Origin of the sequence: Gilvimarinus algae, from assembly GCF_030518215.1 — a bacterium.
Lineage (GTDB): Bacteria > Pseudomonadota > Gammaproteobacteria > Pseudomonadales > Cellvibrionaceae > Gilvimarinus > Gilvimarinus algae.
The window spans coordinates 1-387 of sequence record NZ_JAULRT010000028.1 but is presented as its reverse complement, the minus strand read 5'-3'; the positions used below and the strand labels follow the sequence as shown (position 1 = coordinate 387).

The 387-nt window shown below is 59.9% G+C and carries 1 protein-coding gene; it reads right to left on the bottom strand.

What is annotated here, in order from left to right:
- The coding region (locus QWI16_RS00715; RefSeq protein ID WP_302710795.1) for a hypothetical protein at positions 1-208 on the bottom strand (208 nt) is incomplete at its 3' end.
- Positions 209-387: the final 179 nt, after the last annotated feature.

The following is a 387-nucleotide window of genomic DNA, read 5'->3' as shown; positions in this document are numbered from 1 at the left end:
TCGGGATGGTCCCGAACAGGCTGTCCAGCCCAAATCCTATGCCAAAACCGATCCCAAGACCGGCAACTAACTCGATCACCATCCGCCAAGCCTGATTGGCCATGGAATAGTGTTCGTCCGCGCGGGGTTTCGGGGACTGGGCCACTTTCGCAGCCTCGATCCGGGCTTCCAGACGCTCTAGATCGCGTTTCTGGTCGGGATCGGTCACGCGCAAAACCCCCTTTGGACGGTTGGCCCTGTGCTACGGTGCAGCGGAGCCTGAGTCAAGCGCGCAAAACGCCCTTGCACGCACCACCTAACCCATTGAAAAACAACAATACCCCGAGTCGAACGGCGCGGCATTCTGGCCCCTGCTGCGACCTGTTAGCGCCCACATCAGCCATTTCC